Source organism: Bacillus pumilus, assembly GCF_003431975.1.
GTDB classification, from domain to species: domain Bacteria; phylum Bacillota; class Bacilli; order Bacillales; family Bacillaceae; genus Bacillus; species Bacillus pumilus_N.
The window spans coordinates 2017839-2037074 of record NZ_CP027116.1; the positions used below are offsets into that span (position 1 = coordinate 2017839).

32 protein-coding genes and 1 pseudogene are annotated in these 19236 nt (G+C 34.1%); 4 read left to right on the plus strand and 29 right to left on the minus strand.

Annotated elements, in window-relative coordinates; genetic code table 11:
- Positions 1-121: 121 nt before the first annotated feature.
- From C5695_RS10205 to C5695_RS10215, 3 genes and pseudogenes are all read right to left on the minus strand, one after another.
- Positions 122-1063: pseudogene (locus tag C5695_RS10205) on the minus strand (nucleobase:cation symporter-2 family protein); the annotation flags it as partial.
- A gap of 23 nt (positions 1064-1086) precedes the next feature.
- Positions 1087-2574 (minus strand): recombinase family protein, encoded by a 1488-nt coding sequence (locus C5695_RS10210; protein WP_233230713.1) that lies wholly within the window; start codon positions 2572-2574, stop codon positions 1087-1089.
- 57 nt (positions 2575-2631) lie between these two features.
- Complete coding sequence (locus C5695_RS10215; RefSeq protein WP_233230714.1) at positions 2632-3183, minus strand: Holliday junction resolvase RecU; 552 nt, start codon at positions 3181-3183, stop codon at positions 2632-2634.
- Between the two features lie 76 nt (positions 3184-3259).
- Here C5695_RS10215 and C5695_RS10220 point away from each other — a divergent pair, with 76 nt between their 5' ends.
- Positions 3260-3529 carry a hypothetical protein gene (locus tag C5695_RS10220; RefSeq protein WP_117730633.1) on the plus strand — a complete coding sequence of 90 codons (270 nt, stop codon included), beginning with the start codon at positions 3260-3262 and terminating at the stop codon, positions 3527-3529.
- Positions 3530-3556: 27 nt separating this feature from the next.
- On the opposite strand, the gene C5695_RS10225 is transcribed toward C5695_RS10220, so the two are convergent.
- The 17 genes from C5695_RS10225 to C5695_RS10295 form a co-directional block, all read right to left on the minus strand.
- Entirely contained in the window at positions 3557-3949 is a 393-nt protein-coding gene (locus C5695_RS10225; protein ID WP_117730634.1) for a hypothetical protein, read from the minus strand.
- The gene (locus tag C5695_RS10230) at positions 3942-4133 is read right to left on the minus strand and encodes a hypothetical protein (RefSeq protein WP_117730635.1); all 192 of its coding nucleotides are present in this window, start codon (positions 4131-4133) and stop codon (positions 3942-3944) included. Before C5695_RS10230 ends, C5695_RS10225 begins: the two co-directional genes overlap by 8 nt.
- 14 nt (positions 4134-4147) lie before the next feature.
- Positions 4148-4711: a thymidine kinase gene (locus tag C5695_RS10235; protein WP_336470387.1), complete on the minus strand. Its 564-nt coding sequence runs from the start codon at positions 4709-4711 to the stop codon at positions 4148-4150.
- Complete coding sequence (locus C5695_RS20475; protein ID WP_187441890.1) at positions 4699-4872, minus strand: hypothetical protein; 174 nt, start codon at positions 4870-4872, stop codon at positions 4699-4701. The genes C5695_RS10235 and C5695_RS20475 overlap by 13 nt, the downstream gene beginning before the upstream one ends.
- A 14-nt stretch (positions 4873-4886) precedes the next feature.
- Positions 4887-5363 carry a macro domain-containing protein gene (locus C5695_RS10240; RefSeq protein WP_117730637.1) on the minus strand — a complete coding sequence of 159 codons (477 nt, stop codon included), beginning with the start codon at positions 5361-5363 and terminating at the stop codon, positions 4887-4889.
- 111 nt (positions 5364-5474) lie between these two features.
- Entirely contained in the window at positions 5475-5813 is a 339-nt protein-coding gene (locus C5695_RS10245; RefSeq protein ID WP_117730638.1) for a hypothetical protein, read from the minus strand.
- A gap of 2 nt (positions 5814-5815) precedes the next feature.
- Positions 5816-6028 (minus strand): hypothetical protein, encoded by a 213-nt coding sequence (locus C5695_RS10250; RefSeq protein ID WP_044141663.1) that lies wholly within the window; start codon positions 6026-6028, stop codon positions 5816-5818.
- The gene (locus C5695_RS10255; protein WP_117730639.1) at positions 6029-6547 is read right to left on the minus strand and encodes a hypothetical protein; all 519 of its coding nucleotides are present in this window, start codon (positions 6545-6547) and stop codon (positions 6029-6031) included.
- A gap of 47 nt (positions 6548-6594) precedes the next feature.
- A complete protein-coding gene (locus C5695_RS10260; RefSeq protein WP_117730640.1) occupies positions 6595-7353 on the minus strand; it encodes a nucleotidyltransferase domain-containing protein in 759 nt (252 codons plus the stop codon).
- On the minus strand, positions 7350-7505 hold the full coding sequence (locus C5695_RS20480) for a hypothetical protein (protein ID WP_187441889.1): 156 nt from the start codon (positions 7503-7505) through the stop codon (positions 7350-7352). The genes C5695_RS10260 and C5695_RS20480 overlap by 4 nt, the downstream gene beginning before the upstream one ends.
- Before the next feature lie 4 nt (positions 7506-7509).
- Entirely contained in the window at positions 7510-7992 is a 483-nt protein-coding gene (locus tag C5695_RS10265) for a hypothetical protein (protein ID WP_117730641.1), read from the minus strand.
- Positions 7993-8031: 39 nt separating this feature from the next.
- Entirely contained in the window at positions 8032-8190 is a 159-nt protein-coding gene (locus C5695_RS20485) for a hypothetical protein (RefSeq protein ID WP_187441888.1), read from the minus strand.
- Between the two features lie 61 nt (positions 8191-8251).
- Complete coding sequence (locus C5695_RS10270) at positions 8252-8740, minus strand: hypothetical protein (protein WP_117730642.1); 489 nt, start codon at positions 8738-8740, stop codon at positions 8252-8254.
- A 73-nt stretch (positions 8741-8813) separates the two neighbouring features.
- Positions 8814-9233: a hypothetical protein gene (locus C5695_RS10275; RefSeq protein WP_117730643.1), complete on the minus strand. Its 420-nt coding sequence runs from the start codon at positions 9231-9233 to the stop codon at positions 8814-8816.
- A gap of 606 nt (positions 9234-9839) precedes the next feature.
- Positions 9840-10058, minus strand: coding sequence for a DUF3797 domain-containing protein (locus tag C5695_RS10285; RefSeq protein ID WP_117730646.1), 219 nt, complete (start codon positions 10056-10058; stop codon positions 9840-9842).
- Between the two features lie 84 nt (positions 10059-10142).
- Complete coding sequence (locus C5695_RS10290) at positions 10143-10658, minus strand: dihydrofolate reductase (protein WP_117730647.1); 516 nt, start codon at positions 10656-10658, stop codon at positions 10143-10145.
- Entirely contained in the window at positions 10655-11467 is an 813-nt protein-coding gene (locus C5695_RS10295) for a thymidylate synthase (protein ID WP_117730648.1), read from the minus strand. Before C5695_RS10295 ends, C5695_RS10290 begins: the two co-directional genes overlap by 4 nt.
- Before the next feature lie 45 nt (positions 11468-11512).
- Here C5695_RS10295 and C5695_RS10300 point away from each other — a divergent pair, with 45 nt between their 5' ends.
- On the plus strand, positions 11513-12103 hold the full coding sequence (locus C5695_RS10300) for a DUF1643 domain-containing protein (protein WP_187441887.1): 591 nt from the start codon (positions 11513-11515) through the stop codon (positions 12101-12103).
- 16 nt (positions 12104-12119) lie between these two features.
- Here the strand turns inward: C5695_RS10300 and C5695_RS10305 are convergent, their stop codons facing one another.
- Positions 12120-12359 carry a hypothetical protein gene (locus tag C5695_RS10305; protein ID WP_117730650.1) on the minus strand — a complete coding sequence of 80 codons (240 nt, stop codon included), beginning with the start codon at positions 12357-12359 and terminating at the stop codon, positions 12120-12122.
- Positions 12360-12491: 132 nt separating this feature from the next.
- Between C5695_RS10305 and C5695_RS10310 the strand changes: the two genes are divergently transcribed.
- Complete coding sequence (locus C5695_RS10310; RefSeq protein WP_117730651.1) at positions 12492-12938, plus strand: hypothetical protein; 447 nt, start codon at positions 12492-12494, stop codon at positions 12936-12938.
- A 76-nt stretch (positions 12939-13014) separates the two neighbouring features.
- Here the strand turns inward: C5695_RS10310 and C5695_RS10315 are convergent, their stop codons facing one another.
- The 5 genes from C5695_RS10315 to nrdF all read right to left on the minus strand — a co-directional run bounded on the left by C5695_RS10315 (position 13015) and on the right by nrdF (position 16124).
- Positions 13015-13443 (minus strand): dUTP diphosphatase, encoded by a 429-nt coding sequence (locus C5695_RS10315; protein WP_117730652.1) that lies wholly within the window; start codon positions 13441-13443, stop codon positions 13015-13017.
- A 33-nt stretch (positions 13444-13476) separates the two neighbouring features.
- Positions 13477-13869, minus strand: coding sequence for a hypothetical protein (locus tag C5695_RS10320; protein ID WP_117730653.1), 393 nt, complete (start codon positions 13867-13869; stop codon positions 13477-13479).
- Positions 13870-14007: 138 nt separating this feature from the next.
- Positions 14008-14355 carry a hypothetical protein gene (locus C5695_RS10325; protein WP_117730654.1) on the minus strand — a complete coding sequence of 116 codons (348 nt, stop codon included), beginning with the start codon at positions 14353-14355 and terminating at the stop codon, positions 14008-14010.
- Positions 14356-14407: 52 nt separating this feature from the next.
- The gene (locus C5695_RS10330; protein WP_117730655.1) at positions 14408-15145 is read right to left on the minus strand and encodes a hypothetical protein; all 738 of its coding nucleotides are present in this window, start codon (positions 15143-15145) and stop codon (positions 14408-14410) included.
- A complete protein-coding gene (gene nrdF, locus C5695_RS10335) occupies positions 15138-16124 on the minus strand; it encodes a class 1b ribonucleoside-diphosphate reductase subunit beta (RefSeq protein WP_117730656.1) in 987 nt (328 codons plus the stop codon). The genes C5695_RS10330 and nrdF overlap by 8 nt, the downstream gene beginning before the upstream one ends.
- A 124-nt stretch (positions 16125-16248) precedes the next feature.
- On the opposite strand from nrdF, the gene C5695_RS20490 reads away from it, so the two are divergent.
- A complete protein-coding gene (locus tag C5695_RS20490) occupies positions 16249-16401 on the plus strand; it encodes a hypothetical protein (protein WP_187441836.1) in 153 nt (50 codons plus the stop codon).
- Here the strand turns inward: C5695_RS20490 and nrdE are convergent.
- From nrdE to C5695_RS10350, 3 genes are read right to left on the minus strand one after another with little or no spacing between them, the layout of a single operon-like run.
- Positions 16398-18500, minus strand: a complete 2103-nt coding sequence (gene nrdE / locus C5695_RS10340) for a class 1b ribonucleoside-diphosphate reductase subunit alpha (protein ID WP_117733081.1) — start codon at positions 18498-18500, stop codon at positions 16398-16400. The two genes, C5695_RS20490 and nrdE, sit on opposite strands and share 4 nt — an antisense overlap.
- Positions 18478-18864 (minus strand): class Ib ribonucleoside-diphosphate reductase assembly flavoprotein NrdI, encoded by a 387-nt coding sequence (nrdI, locus tag C5695_RS10345; protein WP_117730657.1) that lies wholly within the window; start codon positions 18862-18864, stop codon positions 18478-18480. The genes nrdE and nrdI overlap by 23 nt, the downstream gene beginning before the upstream one ends.
- Positions 18864-19223, minus strand: coding sequence for an antitoxin endoai (locus C5695_RS10350; RefSeq protein ID WP_117730658.1), 360 nt, complete (start codon positions 19221-19223; stop codon positions 18864-18866). Before C5695_RS10350 ends, nrdI begins: the two co-directional genes overlap by 1 nt.
- Positions 19224-19236: the final 13 nt, after the last annotated feature.

The window sequence follows — 19236 nt, forward strand, 5'->3', positions numbered from 1 at the left end:
TATCCAAAAGATGCGGGCTTTCAGCGTGTAGACAAATCCTCACACGCTCCTTCCTAGAACTTCAAAGGTTTTCTATCAAGCTGATTTGTCAACAATCTGAACACCTCTCCAAGAGAGATGTTTACATAACAGATTGCTTAGGCTCTTCCATCAGGTCCTGCCTGGTTTCTTTTTTAAAAGGGATCATGTGATAAATAATATGAAGCAAAATAGCAGTAAAACTGCCTGCCACGATGCCATTACTTGTTAATAATTTGATTGATTCTGGCAGATGCTCAAACATTTGCGGCACGACGGTGACACCTAAGCCGATCCCTACTGAACATGCAACAATGAGTAGGTTTTCCTGTTTGGCAAAATCCACACGCGAGAGCATTTTAATACCGTAGGCAATAACCATCCCAAACATGGCAACCATTGCGCCGCCAAGAACGGACTTTGGAATAATCGTCGTAAATGCAGCAATTTTAGGAAAAAGTCCAAATAACATGAGCAAGGCGCCTGTCACAACAATGACCTGGTTTTTCTTGACTCCTGTCAACTGGATCAACCCAACGTTTTGCGAGTAGGCTGTGTAAGGAAAGGCATTGAAGATACCACCTAATAACACAGCAATTCCCTCTGCACGATAGCCTTTCGCTAAATCCTTCTCTTTTAATGACCGGTTTGTTAAATCACCTAATGCGAAATAAACACCTGTTGATTCGACTAATGACACAACCGCAACTAACGTCATCGTCACGATGGGTGCAAATTCAAAGGTAGGCATACCAAAATAAAATGGTTCAATCATGCGGAAAACTTGAGCATTCGCCACTTCAGCTGTTTCCACTTTCCCCATTATGGCAGCGACTGCTGTCCCAAGAAGAATACCGATTAAAATGGCGATCGCCTTCATAAATCCTGTCGTGAATCGATAGAGCAGCACAATGATAAACAGCACAAGGAAAGCGAGACCAAGATTTTCAAAAGAACCATAATCAGCACTTCCTTCTCCTCCTGCCATATTGTTCATCGCTACTGGAATAAGGGTTATGCCAATAATGGTGACGACAGATATAGTTTGGGTACAACAAAGAACACACCTTAATTATAATAGACTTTTACACTCAACTCAGGCTGCTTCCCATCTTCATCTTTAACTTTATATGAGATATGGCTAATAAGCTTTTTGAGTACTATATTGATTTCTGTATCTGACATCCCTTCATCTGATTCTAATAATGCCTGAACGTCTTCTTCTTGCCATAGGGAGGTTCTTTTTTCTAATGCTTTCGCTTTTTGATATTCAATTGATGAGTATAATTCTCCGAGTTCTTTTTCGGATTTCATTAAATTCCCTTGAGCTTTTTCTAGCTTTTCTTTGTATTCATTTTTGTCTAAATCACCGTCTAAATAGAGTTCTTTTAATCGTTCGATTCTTCCCCTCAATTTTTTAATTGCTTTTTCTTTTAGCTCGATTAGATGAACTGAAATAGTAGTTGTTTCGGCAGATTCTCTATTTTCGTTCCTTTTAAATATTTCAGAACTGTACTGTTTCATTTCTTGTAGGATAGCACTGTATAGAATGTCTTCATTAATTCCTTTTGTGGTTTCACACATTGGTTCACGTGCAGATGATTTTCTAAGACATTTCCTAACGTGTTTTTGTCTCCCTTTTGGTTGATGTACGTTTTGAACTTTCAAACAATAAGGGCATCTAACTATTCCTGAAAGTTTGTGCGAATTCATGTTCAAACGCCTTCCAACATCTGGGTATGTCCTTAGTTTAGTTATTCGTTCTACAATTTGAGTGTGTTCTTCCTCTGTTTTTGTTGGTTGATGAACGCCTTTATTCTTTTCATCATTCCCATACCATACATAGCCTCTATGAAAATCATTTAACAAAAGATAGGTTACAACTTCGCCATACCACATCTTACCTCTGCTTGAAGGAGGTGGAATCTCCAATTGATTTAGCCTGTCTGCAATTGCAGCTGAAGACATTTCCTCCTTTAGGAACCAATCAATCATCATACGATAAATTTTTATTTTTTCCTCATTAACCTTTGCAGTCTTGTCATTCTTGTCCCATTTAAACCCGAATGGAACAGATCCAGAATGAGGTCTCCCCTCTTTAACAGCACCTTTTCGACCATTTAACAGCCTTCTCTTAATAGCTCTATATTCATTTCTAGCAATAACCAATTCAAACTCTGAGAGCATTTCATCACTCTCATTAGACATGTTGTATATTTTTTGTGGGGTTATTAGTAGGGTGTTGCTTTCTTTAAAGGCTTCCATGATACGTCCTGAGTCGATCTGTGAACCCCTAGAAAGTCTATCATTCGCTATTACACATACAACGTCGAATTCACCTGATCTGATTCTAGGCAATAATCTAGAAAAAATAGGTCTATTATCAATAGAATCGGAAGAAACAACTTCTTCGAACCACTCTACATCTGTAAAACTGTACCTAGTTAAGAGTGCTTTTAGCTGTTCTCTATGTTTCAGTAAAGTGTCCTCTGTGTCTGGGTCTTCTCTTGATTTTCTTGAATAGACTGCTACTTTTGAATTTTTATCAATATTCATTTTAATCACCACACATTTTTATTCATTATAAATATTATAGCAAATAAAGACAGAGACTTATCCCTGCCTATGTTTTGCATCACCTCCCTGAATTAATTCTTCGCACATCTTATTTATGTAATATGTATAATTGACTTTCTTCTTCATCCACCTTACTTCTGTTCCAATTTCTTCGCAGATGCCAATAGGTATGCTGGATTTATTAACCTTGCTTATGTATGTATGTGCTAATTGCTTTTCTGCAATATTTTTATATGTAAGAAAGTCTTTAATATGTATAAAGAATACTCTGTTCTCAGGCTCTCTAAAATTAAACAGAAAACCAGGTAAGACTCCTTCATATTTAGAAGCTGCTTCTAAATGTTTAATCTGTTGCGCTTTAATCATACTTTCCGAAAACGATATAGACTTGCTTTTAGTTGATTTTAATTCTAAAGGGAATAAAACTCCTTTAGCGTAAAGGAAACAATCATAATTGTTTTTTGATACTCCAAAGTTACGTTTTATGGCCATTGGATTTACATCTTTAATTCGGTAAAAGAATAAACCTTGATCCTTTGCTGATTGTTGTATATTTGCTTCAAAAACTTTTCCTAGGTTTGTGCTCAATGAACCAATCCTTTCTTTGTGTTTAATAATTAAATGGGGTATTCTATGATTATCAATATCTAGGAGAGTGTTCCAATTGACTGAACTCATCAACCAGCACAACGAACTAACTGAATATCTAAAATCCAAGGGATTTACAGTTAAATTTCATGTAGACATGTCGAATAATCATTTATTTGAAAAACATTATGTTGTTTACAAGGAGTCAGAAACTATAAATACTGAACTCGTATTCAAAGCAAACGCTAAAACTAATGAAGTTGAATACTCATTCGTTGATAACAACCAATACCCAGATTTAGTTGAAGAAGTGAATACTTTAATAAAAAACTTCAAAGCTTCTTGATGTTTACCCTTGTCATTAGACAGGGGTTTAAAATTCTAAAAATTTTAATTCGATTGCTTCTCCATTAATTAGCTTCACATACTTCTTATCAAACTTGTAATCATCTAAAACAGTGTTCTCCAACTCAATCAAATCTAAGTGATACAAGTCTTTACCATTGACTCCTTCAATTAGAATATAGTCACTTGAATCAAATTCAGTTTTATACCAAATGACAGTTAAATTCGTTTCAATGTTAAGCTTATTTGTTAAGTACATGTAAGCATCCAGTGATGTACCGTCTGTAACATCTCTAATTTCTTCTTCATCAATGTTATTAATTACAATTAGATTGTTTGACTTCTCATTATAAAAATAAGCAAAATCATCTCCTTGATTTTTTAATTGATAAGCGCCTTTTAAGTTATGTAAGTTAAGCATATGTATTTACGTATCTCCCTTTTTCATTGTTAGACAAGTCTCTTGCTTCTTGCATTAATTCTTCATTATTATTGCTCAGGCTCATTCCTAGTCGATTTACTTTTGAAAAATCTTTGTTATGTATCGCTTCTTCAATTGAATCCATTTGTTTTTTCATTTTGTTGTGCAATTTAATCAAACTCAAACTATTTTCTTCTATTATTTAACTCCCCTTTCATAAGCGCATTGTCTACATGCTGGCTTATAATCGTTCCCAACTTTAACTTGAGTATTTGAATCATTAGAAACTTCAAGTGAAACCCATGCATCCTCGCCACAGAACACACAGACTGCATGATGTTTAATTACGTGATCAGCTTTGGCCATAAGATAAGGTACAATTCCAAATGGTTTACCGTACCTGTCCATGTCTAATCCAGCAGCAAACACTTTCTTACCTTGTTCAATTAATCGTTCAATGTGGTCAATCATTTGACTTGGGAAAAATTGAACTTCATCGATACAAACAACATCAGCTTCATTTAATAAATGAAATGGTATACACATCTCGCCTTTGTTTGTTATTTTTATATTAATAGCCTCAACTTTCTTGCCATCATGTGTCACAATAAAGTCTTCTGAGTATCTATTATCTAAGGACGGTTTGAGAAACATCACTTTCTTTCCAGCCAACATATAACGTTTACCATGACGCTGTAGTGCCGTTGATTTCTCCGCAAACATACTTCCTACATCAATTGTTAATGATCCTACTGGTATGATTCCTCACCTCCTAATAGAAGCTGTCTATATTTCTTGTAATCTTCTTCATTATTAAATGAGAATACAGGCGTTTTGCCTTTTTGAAATGAAATTGTACCACCAACTTGAGTTAGATAGGCTTGTTTCAAAGCGTCTTGTTCAAAAGGAATTCTAATAACCATATGTAATTTCCCCTTTATTTTAATTTGTATAAAGTCACATCACAATCTCCCAGGATATCATCAATCATTCGTCCAACGATTCGCCAATCCCCGCCTGCTAAACCGCAGCCTATGCCATGCGGAATTGCGATAGAGCAGTCTTTGTATTTACTATAATCATCACTGACCACATGTTTTAAACTTTTCAAACAAAGTTCCATAGCTTCATAATCTGTTTGTCTTGATTTCACACCATAGTTATCTTGAGCAAACAAATTTGCGACTGTTTTACTCTTACTTACATCTACAAACTGAGTAGCCCCTAGTAAACCATTTTTACTATTTTTAATTTTTTCATCATCACATAAACGTTTATAGTCTTTATACACATTTGGATATTTACTTTTGATCTGCTTTGCTAACCCTGCTCCCATGACACCCTTACAATTCACTTGATGGCAGATGATGTCTTTTGTTGTGTCTAATATGTTACCTTCTACAGTCCTGATCACTTCAAACCCCTCCTCCCAATTTGATTAAAAGACCGATTTTATTTAGAAATATTTGATGTGTTCAGATTACCATGCAGAATAATCTGTAATGTCTTTATCAACACCACATTCTCAACACTTTACATCTACAGCTATTCCTAAATCAGTTGCTTCGAAAAAGTGATAAATACCTGAATCACATTTCTCTCGATGCTCTTTCTTAAATTTAATTTCTTCCTTTCTCTCCTTTTCATTTAAAATAAATACGCTGCTCACTCTTAGTCGCTCAATTTCATTTTCAAGCTCTGCGATCTTTTCATTGGACTGATACTTTTTTAATTCAATTCTTAAGTTGTCACGTTGACGTTTGATTTTATTGATATAGGATTTAACATTATCAAACATTCGTTCTTCTTCATTTCTTTCTGCAAAAGTAATTACATCTTTAATAACTCTTTCTTGTTCAGTCAAATTTAGCGCTCCTCTGATTCCATTGAATTGATAATACTTTTTAATGTATAGAATGCTCTTAAGTGATCCCAATCAGATAAGTTACCTGTGTCATTTTCTAATTCACGTTGGTAACTGTTAAGTTCATCACTCGTCATGTAATTAAATTCATCAATTTCTGCAGCTGTAAATGCAGATAAATTCGATGTTAGTTTTTTAAAATGTTTTAAATCCAATTAACTCGCTTCCTTTCCCTTTGCCATCTCTAATTTCATTTCAAGTAATTCTCTTTCAGTGATAGGTATCAAAGATTTGTTTTCCTGCTCTGTTTTCGATTCTAAATAGAATGTATCGTTGTATGTGATAAACTCAATAGCACCAGTAAGGTCGTATACAAATACTAAGAAATTTAAACTTTGCATTCTAATGGCATGTGTCAGATTATTTTCTTTAATAAATTTATCCCATTTTTTAAAGTAGTTTGAACTTTTCTTAAACTGTTTGAAAATATGACCGTCTAATTCTTGTTCTTTTTTGATGAAATGCTTATCATCAATCTCATCAGAATATGCTTCATTTATTAAAAGACCTCCATGAAAATCATATGCTGCTTTACTCGCTAAGTCTTCGATCCCAACTAAACTTGAAATTTCCTCGTTCCTATCTTGCATAAATTGTCCTTTGATGAAAAATCCATATTCTAGATCTCTGTGTAAGTTAGAAGTTTTCTCCACTTTGTAATAATATTTATCCATTTTCTATTCTCCTTTATATATGTTATTTGTTATTTAAAGAACTTTCTTTACCATTCTAAAGCTTCTTCATTTAGCTCAATTAGCAATCTATTTACCGTATCGTAGTCTGGTCTTTCAGGAATACGTGACACATGAACAGCATCTTTCAACTCTTGATCATAGGCCTCGATCATCTCAAGCGCTTCTTCAAAACTAAACTTTCCTGACCTGCAATCAATAAGAAAATTTCGATTTGGTCGGAACGTACTAAAGTCCCCAGTCTTAAGAATTTCAATAGCGCTTGTAAGAAGTCTAATGCAATGCATGAAAAATTTTGTATCGTACCCATGAGCATCTACTAGGTCTTTTCTTGCTGCACCGTTTGAGTTGGTGTTTTTTAGTTTCTGCATTTGAGAATGTGCGTAACCGCCAAATTTCTTTTGAATGTTCTTAGTTAAAAACAAATGTCTGTTATCGATTAATTTTTGGCCAAGAGATGTTACTCTAAGATAATCTTGATTTCTAACAAATAGTAGCTCAATGTTATTAGGCACACCTTCCATTGCATCCTTAACAAATTTGTTGATATGAATAATATTGATATCAACATCATCCTTAGTGTTTTTAAAATTCTTTCCTCCACTGTTGTTATACTCATTGAAGGATTCAAGTCCTAAGTAATACTCCTTTGGCGGGATACAGATACCTTTAAAATCTTTGTCAGACTCTGCTGTATTTGTTCCATAAGCATAACTGCCAGTTGGAGCTAAGATAATCGTTCTTTCTTCTAACCAGTTGATATTCGAATTGATTTTTAATTGACTCATCTGTTAATGACTCCCCATATATGGAATAGTGTTAATACAAGCACAGGCAATACGATTAAGTTTGTGTAGAATGCTCCTGAATAGAATCCTTTGACATATTCAGCAGACAACTCTTCGTCTTTTTTAATCTTTGACTTCAATATTTTAATCATAAATTTAATCCCTCCAATCATCACTAGCCTCGATCACCGTAAATCCATTCACATCTCTTTTTGTATTTTTCTCAGCAATCAGATACATGTTATTAAGCATACTTAATCTTTTAATTTCTTCATTTATCATATTGAAAAAGGTGATTATTGTATCTCTACTACTTTCAGGATATACACAGTCGATTTCTGGTTCATAAATATATAAAGCATATTCTAATCTTAAGATGAATTCTCTGTCACAGATGCCAATATTTTTGATTTCTTTCCTAAGAGATATTAGTTCACTCTGGAGAAAAGGGACAATTCTTTTTTCATACTCTGGAATCGCACTTTCCAAATCTTCTATGGCAGAATCAAATGTAGAGCGTTTAACTTTATAAAGGTTCTCAAATGTTTGTTTAATCGTTCTAAATAGTTTTATTAACAAAACATTAGAAGATTCATCTTTCATATTTAACTCAATGCCCCACCATTCTAATTCATCCACCGTACCACTCCTTCGAAATAAATATAATTTATTTTTTATTTAATATCCTCTGCCGTACGAAGTTGTCTGTATTCGATATGTATACTCTTCGTTCCCTTGAAATAGTGGAACGATCTTTACTGTCTTGCCTTTTTTCAGGTACTCTTCTACAAGTGCCATTGCTTTATAGAAACTCTTAACTTCTGTAACGCTTTCCATTAATCAAACTCCTTTCAATAAAATCAACGTTTTAAACTAAAGGGGCAATAGCCCCACAGTTTTAATTAGAGTCGTAAACAATTTTATATTTCAGATCCGCTGCCCAACTTGTGTCAATGTCTTCTAGGTCTGTGATATAAATGATTTTTTCAACCGCTCCTATTTCATTTAACTCTTGGAATATAGCCTTTCTCATTGCTTCGTTTTCTACGTGACCCTTTATTGGATAAATTAAAGCAATATCAATCCCTTCGGCATAAACGTCTCTACATTTCATTTTAATAGTGTCTAAAATAAACACGTTTTCACCACAATTAAACCTCTGTCCTATCACAAAGTTTCTGTTATTCAAACAACTAATGTTTGATCTTTTCAGGATATTTTTATCCATTGTTCTAAGTAGAACTTTGACATCTTTGAAGTTCTTTTGAATTAGATCGAAAACCATAGGAAACTTTTGGTGATAATGATTCCCTGTAAGAATCGCTTCACTTTCCTCAGATTCTAAAAACTCAAGAATTTTGTCCTCTGCTTGACCTCTTCCATTCATTAGTATCAACCTCCATAATTTGTTGCATATCCAGTATAGAGTTTATTGGTATTAAATTAACAGCTAAATGAACTTAAAAAGGAAACATTTCTTCATCTGACATTTTAATAATAAAATCTTTTCTGTAATCGGCCATAGTAATAAAGTGAAAGCAAAGTTGGTTTTGACAAATATAATTAAAGTAAAGGGTTCTATCTTCATAATCAGCCAGGCTATCCAGTTCATTAAATATGTTTTTCGCTAATACCGTATGCCAATTCTCTTCGTCTGTTGTATTCCATAACCAACCGTACCCGTAACCTTCAATATCAATCCATGGTAATTCATATGGAAACTCTTCATCATCATACACATGGTATTGAAATTCAAGATGCTCGTATAAGCTTGTAGTCATTTTTATTCGCATTGGAATTTTGCTGTTCAACTGACCGTATTCTAATAATTTAGCACCTTTGGGCAGAACATGATTTAGAATTTTATCTATGCCAATCATCTCCTTTTTTAAATGTTGTTCTGCTCAAACTTTATTCTGACAAACTCTTCATGTAGCCTATTAAACTCTTTTTTGTTTATGTATGCTTTACCGTCATCTTTGACATCGAATAGCTTTAGGAATTCTTTATTGGCCTTTACTGCTTCAATGGCAATTGATGAGCTGACCCATTCACATTCCTCAGTCAGTTGTAACACTTCACTTAATTCAAAGAGTCGCTCCAGCGCAAGTGGATTTTGATTTGTTTTAATATGTAACAGGTCTCTTTTTTTCTCTAAGATGTCTGATTTAAGCTTGTATTTGCTTTTCTCTAATTCATTTAGTCGTTGGTGCGCTTCACTCTTTATGGTCTACACCTCCATTAGTTTAAGATCTTTAAGTTTATTTAAGGTGTACTCATCGACATTTCTTATGCACGAGCAATAATCACATCTAATTTCATAGATGTCTTCAATATCTAATGCTGGAGTATAAGTGTAATAGTAATCAACCAAAGAATATTTATGAGAGCAGTCTACCTTTTTCTTTTTCTTGAACCATAACAAGTCGAACCCTCCAATGAATTTATTATTTATTAGTTTAAAATTCAGATTTTATGTAGTCATTTCACATAGTTGAAAGCACTTTATCAATCTCTAGCCTAATTTTCTTTTCATTTACTCCATCACGTATATTTAACTCTACCTGGAATCCACATTTACATGTTCGTTTAAATGAATCATCTTCCACTTCTAATGTCCCTTGCCCATTACCAATTAGATGATTGCTACAATTAGGACAATCGTTTATTAATTTTGAAATCTTTAAAAAATCTAAAGCGTTCATTGAATTCCTCCCTTTAAATAAAAAAGATAAACCTCATTGGCTTATCTTTATAGTATATGTAATTTGTGTTTTAGTCAATATAAATTATGTGTTATTTGTATTTTTATAATGAATGAAACTGTACCCTATAGGTGCCCCTTTCTCTTTGTAGTGATGTTCACTACTATTTCTTAGCCAGTTGTCATCAAGACTAGGGAAATATGAATCTGCTTCATACACATCATGAAACATTGTTAAATAAACATTGCTTGCATGATCAAGAAATTGTTTGTATATCTCACTGCCTCCTATAACCATGACTTCATCTCCATGATTAGATTGACCGTTTATTAATTTCAATACTTCCTCAATTGAATGATAAACAAATGTCCCTGGTAAGGCTTTATATGACTTATCCTTTGTTAAAACAACATTTGTTCTGTTAGACAGAGGCTTGCCGTTAAGCTCAATAATTGATTCATATGTTTTGCGACCCTGTATACATCGTTTACCTTCAGTTAGTTCTTTGAACCTTTTCATATCTTCTTTAACAGAATTTAAGAGTTTGCCGTTCAATCCAATTCCCATGTTCATGTCGCACGCTGCAACTATATTGATCAAATTGCTACATCTCCTTTGATCAATGGATGGTGTTTATAATCAACCACTTCAAAGTCTTTTAAGCTATACTCAAAGATTGATTCAGGCTTCCGTTTAACATTAAGCTTTGGTGCCTGATATGGAGATCTGGTTAGTTGTTCTTTAACTTGATCTAAATGGTTGTGATAGATATGAGCTACACCAATTGTGTGTTTCATGATACCAGGCTTTAGATTACATTGCTGAGCAATCATCGTCAGTAATGTTGCATATGAAGCGATATTGACTGGAACACCTAGAAACATGTCTCCTGAACGTTGATAATGATACATATGAAGATAATCACCTTCCACGTAAAACTGAACAACAGTACTGTGACAACAAGGCAATGCTGTATCTTCCCATTGCATCTCTGGAGCGTTCCATCCAGTGAACAAGATACGTCTGCTTGTTGGGTTGTTTTTAATTTGGTCAATCACATACTCAACCTGATTAAAAATGTTCCCACGGCCATCTTCCCATCTAGTCCATTGCTTGCCGTAGATGTTTGGCAGCTGCCCAGCTTCATCCGCCCATTCCTTCCAAAACTTGATTCCATACTTCTCTTCTAATTCTTTATTTGAAGTTGAACCGCTTAAAAACCATAGCAGCTCACCAAAGACACCTCTAGTAAACATTTTCTTAGTTGTAACCAATGGAAACCCTTCAGACAAATTAAACTCCATTGTCTCTCCGAAAAGGCTTCTCATGCCCGTTTCCGTTCTGTCTCCTGAGTCATGACCAAATGTATAGATTTTTTGTAATAATTTCAAATATTCTTTTTCCAATATAAACCTCCATATTGTATAATTAAAGTAAAAGGGGGCGATTTAGCAGTGTATGCTCAAGTCAATTTTGATAAACAATTTTATCAACATACAATTATTAGCGATAATGTCCAAGTTCAAAGCAACCTATGGAAAAGGAACCTTCTAAGCGTAAGCACACATAAATCAAATGATATTAAGTATACTTTTCTTTTGATGAATCCTAGTGCTGCCGTATATGACAAATCTGACAGAACAGTAAATAAAGTAATAAAAGATGCATACAATGACGGTGCTGGTATAGTCGATGTTGTAAACATCTTTCCCTTTTATGAAACAGATTCGAAAAAGCTTGGCAAAGTTATGTCTAAAATCAATGAAGCCCAACTAAATACAATTACAGAGGAAAACCTCAGAGTAATTAAAAGGTCAATCGAGTCAAGCGTGAAAAGCGGAGGCAAAGTTATTTGCGGATGGGGGAATCGTCCAACCAAACTAAATAAAAGCAACTTGCGAATATATTGTAGCAACTTAGAGTTTATAAAAAGTATCCTTAGCAGTTATTCAGAAATACTACTTTGCTACAGAACTAATATTACTGGAATGCCTTCTCATCCACTCTACAACTACAATGATTTTAGACGATACACACTCATATAAGAGAGGTCTTCCTCTCTTAGTTTATTTCTGTAAGTTTCTCAATTCTCTCCGCAACATCATCGCTACCTATTTTCTTCAACAAAGCGGTAGCATTTTTAATACCCTCTAATGCCCCATCCCCAATTGAATCAAACTCTCTAATCATGTTTTCCAATGCTTTCATCTTCATTTCTGGATCATCGTCAATTAGCTCGTATACTTTCATTTGCTTATCTATCTTATCTAATGAGGCATATAATGCATCGATTTTAATCATATTTTCCCCCTTTCTTATAAAAGTCTTCTTTTATTGAGAATCCTTTGGTGCCGATGGTTATCATTACCTTTAATTCTGTTCATTTGTTATAATTTAATTATTGTTAAAATTCATAAAAAGGTGGTTAAACAGTTGCAAGTAATTAAAGCTAATCCTAATAAAACTACTGTCGAAGGTGTTATCTACGAAACAGGTTTTGAAAAGAAAAGTCAATTTAGATATCTCTATGAAGCAGAAAAAAAGATACTTCATATTTATGATGATTTATCACATAACCACACCAGTGCCGTCAACTCAGTTGGAGAAATCATTGCTGGGATTGATAAAATCATCACAAGCGAAGATAAGGGATTAAAAAAATTCACTCAAAATTTTGTTTCACTATTCTCTAAGAATGAGCCTTCAAAAATTATCTTTTACACTGAAACTAAAATGCTTGGTAGTTCAGGCACAAGTAGGTATGGTGAACCATTACGTATCCAAGCTTACGACCTTCAAATGAAAGATTACACAGGCTACACAAAAGAAGAGCTTAATGCTAACTTTGTGGATATTAATTCCGTTGTAGTGCCAAACTAATTAAATCACTTGGCTGTGATACTCCATAGTATAAAATCATTAGAAATCACACCATGCAAACAGCCAAGTGTCATTCTTACTTAGTGCCCGTTGATCCATGTCCTCCACGATCATCGTTACCCAAATGATCCACTTCGATTAATTCAACTTTAGGCATTTTCTCCATGATTCTAAATTGACAGATACGTTCTCCCTTTTTAATTTCTGTGTTTCGTAGGGCATAGGCTGGGAAGAACCAGAAATCATTGTCCCCTTTATATGATTCATCAATAACACCCATTGAATTTGTTTCAATGATTCCGAAGTTCTTAAATGTGCTTGAACGTGGGACAACGTGTGCTTCATACCCTCCTGGCAGCTCCATTGCGACACCTAATGGAATAAGTCTAAATTCTTCCTTTTTCATTGCAACATCCTCTGCTGCACGAAGATCAATCCAATCTCCTTTTTCAATTTTGCTGATTTTTGTTTGTGTTTCGTCTAGATATTTGATTTTAATTTGCATTATGTAGCATTTCTCCTTAATTATATTTGTTATTTATTTTTTCTTCTTCTGATTTTTTTGTTTTTTCCACTCATCTCTGAATTCCTTATATTCTTTACTTACTTTAAACTTTACATAGAGTTCATCCAATGACGGATTTTCATCGTCCCCAAAATCATTTAAATCGAATTTCCTATCTTCACTAAGTGGGATCAGTTTTTCTTTGTTACCATCTTTTTGTTCCCAAACTAAGAAAGCATCGAGCTTAGATTGAGAAACTAAATAAAATAATCTCTCAAATGTAGTTTTTATGTCTATATCCAAACTATTCATTATCGTTTCACCATTAAACATGTTCTCTGCTAGGTAGTCTATATTCTCATTGATGAAATCATCGATTAGCCACTTATCCATTACTGCATTCTTTTTCTTTTGTAATATATCCATAGCAATTGCGACATTTGTATCTAATTTCGTCCCATGAATTAACTAAGTAGGTATCTTCATGGGGACATACAGCGTTTAATTGCTTTCTAATCTCATTTTTAACAGTTCCTAGATCGTTTATTTTTTTCTCAATGGCTGTTAGTTCATTTTTAATTTTACATGAGTTTTAATTTGACCCACTTCTTGTAAGCTTCTCTGAAGGTTTTTAATAGCTTCTTGACCAATTTTGGTGAACATGTCGTGCCTAATGATTACATTTGAACCCAGCAAGTCTCTAACAGTCCATTTTGACGCTTCACCAATAGTGTTAAACCAAGTAATGTCGGAACAGTTCCACCTGTCCTTTAAAACCACTTTCTGCCCTCCAACTTCAATTGCCCCAACTGAAACGATTTCAAGTAAGTGCTTATGTATTAAATGACCTCTGATAATATCGATTAAATCTGATTGTGTTGTTGTTAATTCACTTTGTCTAATTACGTTCATTGTTAACTCTCCTCTCACATTGCGATAAAATTACCATTTCATATAGATAAATTCAGCTTTTCTTTTGTCTCCAGTTGGATTCTCTTATTAATTCAAATTTCCACCCATCATAATCTGAACGATGTCCCATTAGACAATTCTTTATTGCTTTTCTATGTAATTTATATTTTTCTGCAAAAGGACGCAACCCCGCTACATAAAAGCTATCTCCTTTGGGCGGTATAGCTATAAAATGCAGTTTTGCATTAGTTAAATCTCTATTCCTATTGTTTACTTCTCTACTTACAAAACAACAAGTCGAGAGGGAATACACTTTTTGATTCTTTGGTACCCCTTTTTGTTTAATATCTTTATCTAAAAATATTTTTCTTTGTTCAAATGCGTCTTTCTCATAACCTTCAATTAACTCTATATCTTCCAAGAAATATTCAAAGCAGTGCCACCTTTCACAAACTCTTACACCAGCAGCTCCATAGTCTGGATATCTCTCGCATTTTGTATCATAGCATCGCTCTAGCATTCCATTCCATACAGTATAAGCAGCCTTATTAGAAACCATTTTAGTATTCCCTAAATAACCAACATTGAACACTGATTTCTCAAACCTGTCTTTTATAGTACCTCTTAAAATATGAACTTTTTCCGCTGTACTTCTATACCCCGTGGCTTTGAACTCTAGCAAATATCTGTTTGATTTGCCTGGTTTAGTCATGATTTTATCTATAATTGTGAAAGTTTGTCCCTTCTTATTGTTAAAAGTTCGACCAATAAAATCGTCAATTTTAGTCAAATAGAAAGTCCTCGTCTCTCAATTTTTCCACTTGTGCTTTTTTGTAGCCGTTCCCTTGCATTGAGAAGAAGTCATGTGACTTTGTTTTTGTATTAAGTCCGTTCAATACAATTGGGTTAATCTCTTCTTCTTCAAAGTAAGGGGCAAATCCAAGGTTCATTAACGCTTTATTGGCATTGTAACGAATGAACTTTTTCACATCATGCGATAAATTGACTTGGTCATAAATATCTTCCGTATAATGAAGCTCATTTTCATAAAGCTCGTTCAAAAGGTCAATTGAGAAATCATATAGCTCTTTTTGCGTTTCAGGTGTTTGTTTGTTGTAAATTTCTTGCGCTAATAATCCAACGTACACACCGTGAATCGCTTCATCACGCAAAATCAAGTTAATGATTTCACCGCTTTGCATGAGCTTTCCTTGTCCATAGAAATAAAGCGGGTAGTAAAAACCACTGTAAAATAGGAAGCTTTCTAAATAGACAGAAGCAACCATTGCTTTAAAGAGGGAAATCGGATCGTCCTTTTGAATCGAACGGTATAAACTGACAATCATATCTGCTTTCTTTTGCAGGAATTTATTCTTCTTGACCCATTCAAACACTTCACTGATCGTTTCAGTTGGTGCGAGTGTCATGAAGATATTGGAGTATGATTTCGCATGCACCGCATTTTCCATCATTGCCATAAAGTTGAGTACCGCTTTACGCTGATGGCCGTCCACATGTTCAGCAACAATCGGCATCCCTGTATTTCCTTGTTCTGTATCAAGTAAAGTCAGTCCAGCAAGCACCTTCATGTACGTATCTCGCTCTTTTTCACCAATTATTCTCCAAGGTAACAAGTCTCCTTGTAATGAGATTTCCTCAGGAAGCCAGAATTGCTTCACATTTTGGTTGTAAAACATCTGTGTGAATTCATCCTCGTGTTTTGACCAATCTGCAGCTGTGTATGTAGAATTTTTGTTTAAATTTGTTATTTTTTATTCCTCCAAACGAAAAAATTTAAAAATTTACGTTTCAGTACTTGTAAAACACCTATGTTTGTTGTGCCTCTATATGAGGCGATATTGACGCCTCAAAAAAATATTGAGGTGAGTAATATTGAAAGAAAAAATTATTGTTGCATTGGTTGAAAAATTATTTAACATAGGGTTAACTGCTCTTTCAAGCAGCAACCTTAATGAATTTATTTTTCAGATACTTATAGATTCTTTTATTGGCTTCGGTTTTTGGTATCTAAAAAAAGAAAATTAAACAAGACAGCTTAGGCAACTATCCTGGCCAGTATCTTTTGTGCGTGCATAGTAAAGTGTCTTGATTCCTTTGTGATGTGCATATAGATCAATTCTATTCAAATCTCGTGTTGTCATAGTGTCTTTGAGGAACAATGTAAACGAGATGCCTTGATCAACATGGGTTTGAATAGTGGATATTAAGTCAATAACCTTGAACATATCCATGTCATATGCTTCTTTGTATAGGAACCAATTGTTCGGAGACAGTCCAGGCATAGGATAATAAGTCTTACTGTTTCCGTAGGTTCTTTCCTCAATTCTTTCCATGATAGGCATTACGCCTGCGGTAGATGACTGTACATACGAAATGCTTCCAGTAGGTGCTACAGCTTGTCTGTAGCTGTGATAAAGTCCATATTTCTGTACAACACTCTTTAATTGTTTCCAATCTTCAATTGATGGGATATGCTGCTCCTTAAACAGTTTCGCTACCTTATCAAACTTCGGTGAATAATCAATGCTTAAATACTTATCAAAATAGCTTCCTGATTTGTATGTAGATCCTTCATACATGTAATACGTTTCACCAGTCTCTTTTGCAATTTCCATTGAACGCTTCAGAGAATAAAAATTGACCATCATAAAATATGTATTAGCAAAATCAATTGCTGCTTCTGATTCATAAGGGATACCGTTTTGAGCTAGATATCCATGTAAATTCATCTGACCTAAACCAATTGATTTCATTGTTTTATTAGCTTTATTAACTGCTGGAGCATTAACGATATTAGTTGCATCAGAAACCCTTGTAAGAGCGTCTACTGCGGTTCTAACTGTCTTCTCGATTGATTGGTTATTCATGACATTCAGGATGTTCATTGATCCTAAGTTGCATGAAATATCGAGTCCAATTTCATCATCTTGATCGTAGTCTGTATAAGTCGAAACTTCAGATGCCTGTAATACTTCAGAGCACAAATTTGAAAATTTAACCATAGAGATATGATTATTAGCATGTTCGTTATTCACATTATCCTGGAACATAATATAGGGATAACCTGATTCATATCTAAGAATGGCCAGCTTCTCAAGAAGTTTACGAGCACTTCCTTTAGCTTTTCTTACATTTGGATTATTAACTAATTCATCATACATTTCATTGATGTTCATCTCGTCTAAGTGTTGTACATATTCCTTATAGACCGTATGAGGATAGAACATATAATAATCTTTGTCTTCTCTTGCAAGCTCAATGAATTTGTCTGGAACAACTACTCCAATGGACAAGGTTTTAGCTCTCACATCTTCATCTGCTGATATTTTTTTCGTATCTAAGAAATCATTAATATCAGGATGAAATACTGTTAAATATGTTGCTCCGCTCCCATTACGTGCGCCCATCTGATCTGCATATCTAAAGGCATTATCAAGAAGTTTCATAACACCAACAACACCTTTTGTTACATTCTCAATACCTTTGATATCCTCACCTTTAGCTCTAATTTTGCTCAAATTAAGTGCTACGCCACCGCCTAATTTAGATAGTTGCATTGAGATATCTACGGCTTTTGAGATATCATTCAAACTATCCCCAACTTCAATTAAGAAGCAGCTAACCATTTCACCTCTTCGCTTTCGTCCAGCATTCATAAATGTAGGAGTTGCTGGTTGATACTCTTGCTTAATCATGGATTCAACATATCTTAGAGCTTTTTCAGTGTTTCCTTTAGCTAAAAATAACGCAACAATTGAGATTCGATCTTCATATCGTTCTAAGATTTTCATCTTATCGTTAGTCTTAAGTGCATAGTCATTGTAAAACTTAAATGCACTCATAAATGATGGGAATCTAAATTTAAAACTATAAGCAAACTCGAATACCTTTTTGATATCACCGATACTATATAGGTTTAAAAATTCTTCTTCGTAATAATCATATTTACGTAAGTAGTTTAATTTTTCTTCCAGATCATGAAAGAAGAACATATTCTGATTCACGTAATCTACGAAATAACTATGTACAGCTTCCTTGTCCTTCTCAAATTGGAACTTTCCATCCTTCTGAATCATGATCTCGTTGTTCAATTGAATCCACTTAGGAATATTGTTTGTGCTGATTGTCAATAAATTTAACCTCCTGTAAAAACTTAGCTACATCAGAATCTGTCCCAGCTAATTCAAATTTGAGCAAGATTGGAACATTGTATTGTTTTGCTATCTTATCTGCAGCCAGTCCAAAATTATTTCCCCAAATTTTATTGCCACTAGAACAAATTCCTCTCAGCATTTCTTTGTTGTTATGTATGAATATCTGAGTTAACTTTGGCACCTCACCAAATCCGATTGTGTATGTAATATGTATGAATGGTTCAGTAATCAACATGTCCTCAGTTATTTTCTTAACAATGTAATATTTGTTATTTGTAATTTTATGAACGAATCGTTGAACGTTTCCTGTCAAGCTCTCATAAGTAATTAACATTATAAGTGGTTTTTACCTGTTACAAACTTTGCTATTGTAAATTCAGATTCTGATTCTAAATATTCACTCTCTTTAGAAATTCCAGAATTAATCTTTGCCATTTCTTCATATCCCTTGGCCATCTCTTCATAAAAACTTGTATCTTCAAGTTTCCCAACCTCAAAGTAATGTAATAAGTGATTTTTAGGTACAAGATTTTTTTCTCCAAATTCATTAACAGATAGCACATCACCAGGTTCTACGATGTAAGATGTTCCATCAGGATTATGAACAGTTGTCACTGTTTCAACTACTTCAAGGTCTACTAGATGTCTGGTATGTACATACGGTTTTTTTAATTTTCTTACAGCTGCTCCCATTATATTTCCCCCA

Coding starts and splice junctions, on each gene's coding strand:
- C5695_RS10350 (WP_117730658.1), bottom strand. CDS start 19,223: ATGGGAGCAGCTGTAAGAAAATTAAAAAAACCGTATGTACATACCAGA.
- C5695_RS10325 (WP_117730654.1), bottom strand. CDS start 14,355: ATGAACGTAATTAGACAAAGTGAATTAACAACAACACAATCAGATTTA.
- C5695_RS20475 (WP_187441890.1), bottom strand. CDS start 4,872: ATGGTTATTAGAATTCCTTTTGAACAAGACGCTTTGAAACAAGCCTAT.
- C5695_RS10285 (WP_117730646.1), bottom strand. CDS start 10,058: ATGAACGCTTTAGATTTTTTAAAGATTTCAAAATTAATAAACGATTGT.
- nrdI (WP_117730657.1), bottom strand. CDS start 18,864: ATGTTAATTACTTATGAGAGCTTGACAGGAAACGTTCAACGATTCGTT.
- C5695_RS10260 (WP_117730640.1), bottom strand. CDS start 7,353: ATGAGTCAATTAAAAATCAATTCGAATATCAACTGGTTAGAAGAAAGA.
- C5695_RS10225 (WP_117730634.1), bottom strand. CDS start 3,949: ATGCTTAACTTACATAACTTAAAAGGCGCTTATCAATTAAAAAATCAA.
- C5695_RS10320 (WP_117730653.1), bottom strand. CDS start 13,869: ATGGATATATTACAAAAGAAAAAGAATGCAGTAATGGATAAGTGGCTA.
- C5695_RS10210 (WP_233230713.1), bottom strand. CDS start 2,574: ATGAATATTGATAAAAATTCAAAAGTAGCAGTCTATTCAAGAAAATCA.
- C5695_RS20480 (WP_187441889.1), bottom strand. CDS start 7,505: ATGATTAAAATATTGAAGTCAAAGATTAAAAAAGACGAAGAGTTGTCT.
- C5695_RS10305 (WP_117730650.1), bottom strand. CDS start 12,359: ATGATTAAAATCGATGCATTATATGCCTCATTAGATAAGATAGATAAG.
- C5695_RS10275 (WP_117730643.1), bottom strand. CDS start 9,233: ATGATTGGCATAGATAAAATTCTAAATCATGTTCTGCCCAAAGGTGCT.
- C5695_RS10255 (WP_117730639.1), bottom strand. CDS start 6,547: ATGGATAAATATTATTACAAAGTGGAGAAAACTTCTAACTTACACAGA.
- C5695_RS10270 (WP_117730642.1), bottom strand. CDS start 8,740: ATGAATGGAAGAGGTCAAGCAGAGGACAAAATTCTTGAGTTTTTAGAA.
- C5695_RS20485 (WP_187441888.1), bottom strand. CDS start 8,190: ATGGAAAGCGTTACAGAAGTTAAGAGTTTCTATAAAGCAATGGCACTT.
- C5695_RS10315 (WP_117730652.1), bottom strand. CDS start 13,443: ATGCAAATTAAAATCAAATATCTAGACGAAACACAAACAAAAATCAGC.